The 4,992-nt window shown below is 70.0% G+C and carries 5 protein-coding genes; all 5 read left to right on the top strand.

The genetic code is table 11. From position 1 onward, the window contains the following. A partial coding sequence (locus tag D7X12_RS39160; RefSeq protein ID WP_208719574.1) for a DUF6484 domain-containing protein occupies nucleotides 1-441 on the top strand: 441 nt, incomplete at its 5' end. Continuing rightward, nucleotides 441-1,757 (top strand): TIGR02270 family protein, encoded by a 1,317-nt coding sequence (locus tag D7X12_RS39155; protein ID WP_120630253.1) that lies wholly within the window; start codon nucleotides 441-443, stop codon nucleotides 1,755-1,757. The genes D7X12_RS39160 and D7X12_RS39155, both read left to right, overlap by 1 nt. A gap of 23 nt (nucleotides 1,758-1,780) precedes the next feature. Continuing rightward, the gene (locus D7X12_RS39150; protein ID WP_244225047.1) at nucleotides 1,781-2,812 is read left to right on the top strand and encodes a DUF2169 family type VI secretion system accessory protein; all 1,032 of its coding nucleotides are present in this window, start codon (nucleotides 1,781-1,783) and stop codon (nucleotides 2,810-2,812) included. After that, entirely contained in the window at nucleotides 2,809-3,897 is a 1,089-nt protein-coding gene (locus D7X12_RS39145) for a hypothetical protein (protein WP_147443941.1), read from the top strand. Before D7X12_RS39150 ends, D7X12_RS39145 begins: the two co-directional genes overlap by 4 nt. Further along, a complete protein-coding gene (locus D7X12_RS39140; protein WP_120630250.1) occupies nucleotides 3,894-4,679 on the top strand; it encodes an Imm49 family immunity protein in 786 nt (261 codons plus the stop codon). The genes D7X12_RS39145 and D7X12_RS39140 overlap by 4 nt, the downstream gene beginning before the upstream one ends. The last annotated feature ends 313 nt before the right edge of the window (nucleotides 4,680-4,992 follow it).

The following is a 4,992-nucleotide window of genomic DNA, read 5'->3' as shown; positions in this document are numbered from 1 at the left end:
GGGTGGGTCGTGGGCTTCGAGCCCGGCCGCGGGGTGCTCGTGGACTATGAAGGCAATCCGGAGGGCCCCCTCGTCGCCCGGTCGACCGTGCCCCTGGAGTCGAAGGCCCTTGAGCGGGCCGGGGCTACGCGGCAGCAGGCCGTGCTGCTGTTCGAGAACGGAGACCCCACCCGGCCCCTGTTGATGGGCCTCATCCATGCCATGGGTGACACCCCCCTGCTCGATGCCCTGCTCGACTCCAGCGACTCCCCCCGGAATCGGGGCGCCACGGTCGATGGCCGGCGCGTGGTCATCCAGGGCAAGGACGAGATTGTCCTTGAGTGTGGCAAGGCGAGCATCACCCTGCGGCGCAACGGCCGGGTCATCATCAAGGGCGTGCAGCTCGAGTCGACTGCCACGGGGAATCACCGTATCCGGGGAGGCGCAGTGGAGATCAACTGATGCACGCGCACAACAACCTGATACCCCGCTGGGACATCCACGAGGAGCACGTGGAGGACGCGGCCTTCCTCTGGATGCAGTGGGAGCGTGCCCTGCTTGCCCCCGACTTCGACCTCGAGGAGACGGCCGAACTGGAGGGGCGGCTCCGGGCTCACCTGGAGGCACTGGCGGAGGCGGGCGCCCCCGTGGCCCATCGCCTGCTGCGTCCCGCGCTCCTGTCGGACGAGCCGGAGCGCGTCTCCGCCGCCACGTACGCGCTGGTGCTCGGGGGCTGCGTGGAAGCGGCGGGCCTGCGCCTACTGCTGGCCGACAGCGAGCCGGGCCCGCGTGCCGCCATCCAGCGCGCCCTGCAACTGATCGAGGGGCCGGCCGGCACCGAGCAGATCCGCCCGTTCCTGGCGGACGCCGAGCCCGCCCTTCAGGCGCTCGCGCTCGAGGCCCTGGCCTTCCTGGGCGTGACGCCCGGGCCAGAGCTGGAGGCCCTGCTCAATCATGACGCACCCGGTATCCGGGCCTCCGCGCTGCGGTGTGCCCGACGCCTGCCTCCCGACAGCGTCCGAGCGGAGTTACTGCGGGCTGGGCTCGTGGATGCCCACCCCCAGGTGCGCTGGGAGGCCATCGTGCTCGGGCTCCAGCATGGCGCGCGCGCTGCCTGGCATGCCTGCCTGGAGCTGGCGCGGACACGCGAGGAGGGCAGCCGCAGGGCCCGCGTGCTCATGGCCCTGGGCGGCGGCGAGGCGGAGCTGCGGGAGCTGCTGGGCATGCTTGGCGGCAGCGCGCTCCAGGCCGACGTCCTCTGGGCCCTGGGGTTCAGTGGGCGCGTGGCTGCCGCGGAGGCCTGCCTCGAGATGATGCGGCCCGCCAGGACGGCGGCACTGGCGGCCGAGGCTTTCTCCGCCATCACCGGCCTGGCCATCGCCGGGCCCCATGCGCTGCCCGCCGAGCCGGCGCGGGAGTCCTCCTCACGGGAGGAGGATCTGGATGCGGACCTGACGCCCAGACCGGAGGACAGCCTGCCCCTACCGGCGCCCGAGGCGGTGTCCGCCTGGTGGATACAGGCCCACAAGGGCTTCGAGCAGGGGACCCGGTACCTTGCCGGGAAGCCCGCCAGCGCGGGCCGCCTGCTGGAGGTGCTCGGCCGGGGGCCCATGCGGCGTCGGCACATGCTCTCCCTGGAGCTCTCCATCCGCAGCCGTGGAGCCCACCAACTCCAGACCCGGGCATGGGCCCGGCGGCAGCGTGCGGAGTGGACACGGGCCTGCGAGAGCCAGGCCCGGCTCCCGATGCAGCCGCTGTCCCAACTCCTCTTCCGGTGAGGTGATGCCTGGGTCACCCGTCCTTGCAGAACCAGACTCCCTTCGCCCTCAAGCTGCTGGCGCTCGCGGATGAGGAGCTACGCCCGCTGCTGGTGCTGGTGGCCAAGGCCACGTATGTCATCCAGCGTGACGGCTTGATGCTCGCCGAGGCGCAGGCTCCCGTCGACCTCTCCGGCCAGTACTGGGGAACGCCTGAGACGTCCAGCTACCGCTATGAGCCCGAGTGCGCCTTCTTCAAGCCCGCCACGGACGTCGTCCTCGTCGGCCATGCCTGGGCTCCCGAGCGAGGCACGCGCGAGCTGCGCGTCTCCCTGCGGGTCGGGCCGGTGCGCAAGTCGGTCCGCGTGGTGGGGGAGCGGGTCTGGTTCAAGAGCCTCGGCTCCATCTCCATGACGCAGCCGCTGCCCTTCGAGCGGCTCCCCCTCGTCTATGAGCGGGCCTTCGGTGGGTGGGACCGCTCCGGTGCGGAGCAGGGCCGGCATTCCTTCGAGCCGCGAAACCCCGTGGGGGTCGGCTTCCGCTCCAGTCCCCGGCACTTTGAGGAAGCCCTGCCCCTGCCCAACCTGGAGGACCCAGACCATCCCCTGGAGCGCTTCGGCCAGCAGGTGCCGCCGGCGGGCTTCGGCTTTCTGTCCCCCCACTGGCAGCCCCGCGCCGCCTTCGCCGGTACCTATGACGAGGCCTGGGACCGCCAGCGCAAGCCCCTGCTGCCCAGGAACTTCGACCGGCGCTTCTTCAATGCGGCCTCCCCTGGCTTGGTGGCGCCCGGTTTCCTCCGCGGCGGAGAGGAGGTCGTCCTCGTCCATGCCTCTCCCCTCGGACCCCTCTCCTTCCGGCTTCCACATGTGACGCCCCGAGCCACCGTGAAACTGGCGGGCAACGAACTGGCCCGGCCCGAGTTCCACCTGGACACCGTCATCCTCGACACGGATGAGCACCGCCTTTTTCTCTTGTGGCGAGGCCATGTTCCTCTCGCTGACGGCCTCGATGACGTCTGCGCCGTCGAGCTCCAGGCGGAAGGCGTGACTGGAGCGGGCTCGAGGGTGCGACTATGATACCCCTGGTTCTCACCGGCACCGGACTGGTGTGCGCCGTGGGCCATGATGTCGCCACGGCCTGCGCTTCGCTCCGATGCGGGATGACCCGGCCCCGCCCCCTGGCCTTCAAGGTGTCCACCTCGCTGGGCGCGGAGCCCGTCACCGGACACCCCCTCTGGGGCATTACCGAGGGCTTCCAGGGGCTCGGCCTCTACGTCCGTCTCACCTCCCTGGCCCTGGGCGACCTGCTCGACAGCACCGGTCTTGATGGCTCGGACGCGGGCTTCTGGGGGCGTACCGCCCTCTACGTGGGCTTGAGCCGGACCCGGAATGAAGCGGTCGACTTCTATGATGACATCCTCAAGGCCCACCTGGCCCGCACCGCGATCCGGCTGGTCGGCCTGCACTTGGCTCCGGAGCGGACGTACACCGTGTTCCACGGGAACGTGTCCGCGCTGGCGGCGCTGCGAGAGGCCACCACACGGCTGGAGGAGGGCGCCATTGAGCGCGCGCTCATCGTCTGCGCCGACAGCCTCGTGGGCGATGACGAACTAGGCCTGCTGATGGCGGACGGGCGCCTCAAGACGCCGGAGCGTCCACGGGGGCTGGTCCCGGGCGAAGCCGTGGCGGCCCTGCTGGTGGAGCCCGAGACGGTAGCCCGGCGGCGCGGAGCCTTCATCCAGTGCCGGCTGGGTCGCGTGTCCGTCGGCCAGGAGGCCGCGCCCCGCGCCAGCGGCGGGCGGCCCACCGGGATTGCCCTGTCCGAGGTGCTGGAGCAGACCCTGCGGCAGGCGGGCAGGGTCGGCGCCATCTATGGGGACCTGAATGGCGAGGACACACGGGCCCAGGAGTGGGCGAACGCGCTCGTGCGGCTCTCTGCGCGGGGGGCGCTCGCTGACGCGGCCCTGCACTGGCCCGCCGCTTCCCTTGGGGACACCGGCGCCGCCAGCGGAGCCATCGCCGTCGTGGCCGCGGCCCGCTCCTTCGTCAAGGGGTACGCCGAGGGGGCGCGGGTCCTGGTGTGGTCCAGTTCCGACGAGGGGCAGGTCGCCGCCGTCCTGCTCAAGCACCCGCTCGGCGACGAGTCCCTGGAGGTGCGATGAGCATCAAGGACCTGGAGACACTTAACGGCAACCTGCAGCACATGCTGGCCCTGAAGCTTCAGGCCCTTCGAAGCCAGGGACCGGATGCGGCCAAGGTTCTCGAACTGGCGAGAGGCTACCGTCAGCTGGGCTGTGGCCTGCTGCTCGCCACCTATGACCGGGAGGACTTCTTCCAGTGTCTCTTTCGAGCGGCGGATGCCTACCTCCAGTTCCTGGAATTCCAGGGCGCCAGGAAGGAGCTTGACCCCTACTACCTGGCCCGGAGCCGGGGCACACCGCTGCTTGATGCGCTCGCCATCGGGGAGCTGCGACTGGCCCACCGCATGGGAGGGCACATGGCGCCGAGATGGACGGAGGGCATGGAATACGAGGACGACTTCTGCTTCTTCGACGTGCTTCCCGAGTTTGCCGCCACCCAGCCAGATGAGTCCCTGCTGCGCCAGAAGCTTGACCGGATGGAGCGCGCCCTGGAGGGGGCGGGCTCGGCACGGTTCGACATCCTCCAGGCCATTGCAAGCCGGGACGAGGCTCGCTTCGAGGAGGCGCTGGGGGCTCTCGTCGAGCAGTGGGCGGAGCAGGTCGAGAAGAAGCGGGAGACCAGCCCCAGTCCCCTGGGCCGTGCCTTCACGCTCACGGAAGCAAACGTATTCATCGAGGGGCTTGCCCTTGCGCAGCTTGCACATCGGCGGGGGATGAGGCTCCGATCTGAGTACCGTTATGTTCCTCCTGGACTCATGGGGTATTCCTTCAGCCCCCCTCCGCGGCTATCCATCTGGAGCTAAGCGCCTGGACACATATTGTACACCCCCGGTATGGGACCGCTGCGGGTGGACGAGGCGGAGCGTGAGCGGCTGCGGGGCATCAGCCGCTCCGGGGATGTGGATGCGGACGAGCAGAACCGAATGCAGATGGTCCTGCTTGCTGCCGAAGGTTGGGGCCATCAAGCTGTCTCCAGAATGTCTCCAAGACTAACCCTCTTCAGGGAAGTCCGGTAAGGCGCAGGCCCGCGTGAAGGATGAAGGCGGCGAGAACGTCGTGGCGGTGGCCCAGGCGCACGAATGAAGCGCGTGCCTGGGCGCGCAGCTCGGCGACAGA

Source organism: Corallococcus sicarius, from assembly GCF_003611735.1.
Lineage (GTDB): Bacteria > Myxococcota > Myxococcia > Myxococcales > Myxococcaceae > Corallococcus > Corallococcus sicarius.
The sequence above is the reverse complement of the archived record's forward strand: the minus strand, read 5'-3'. Positions and strand labels throughout refer to the sequence as shown.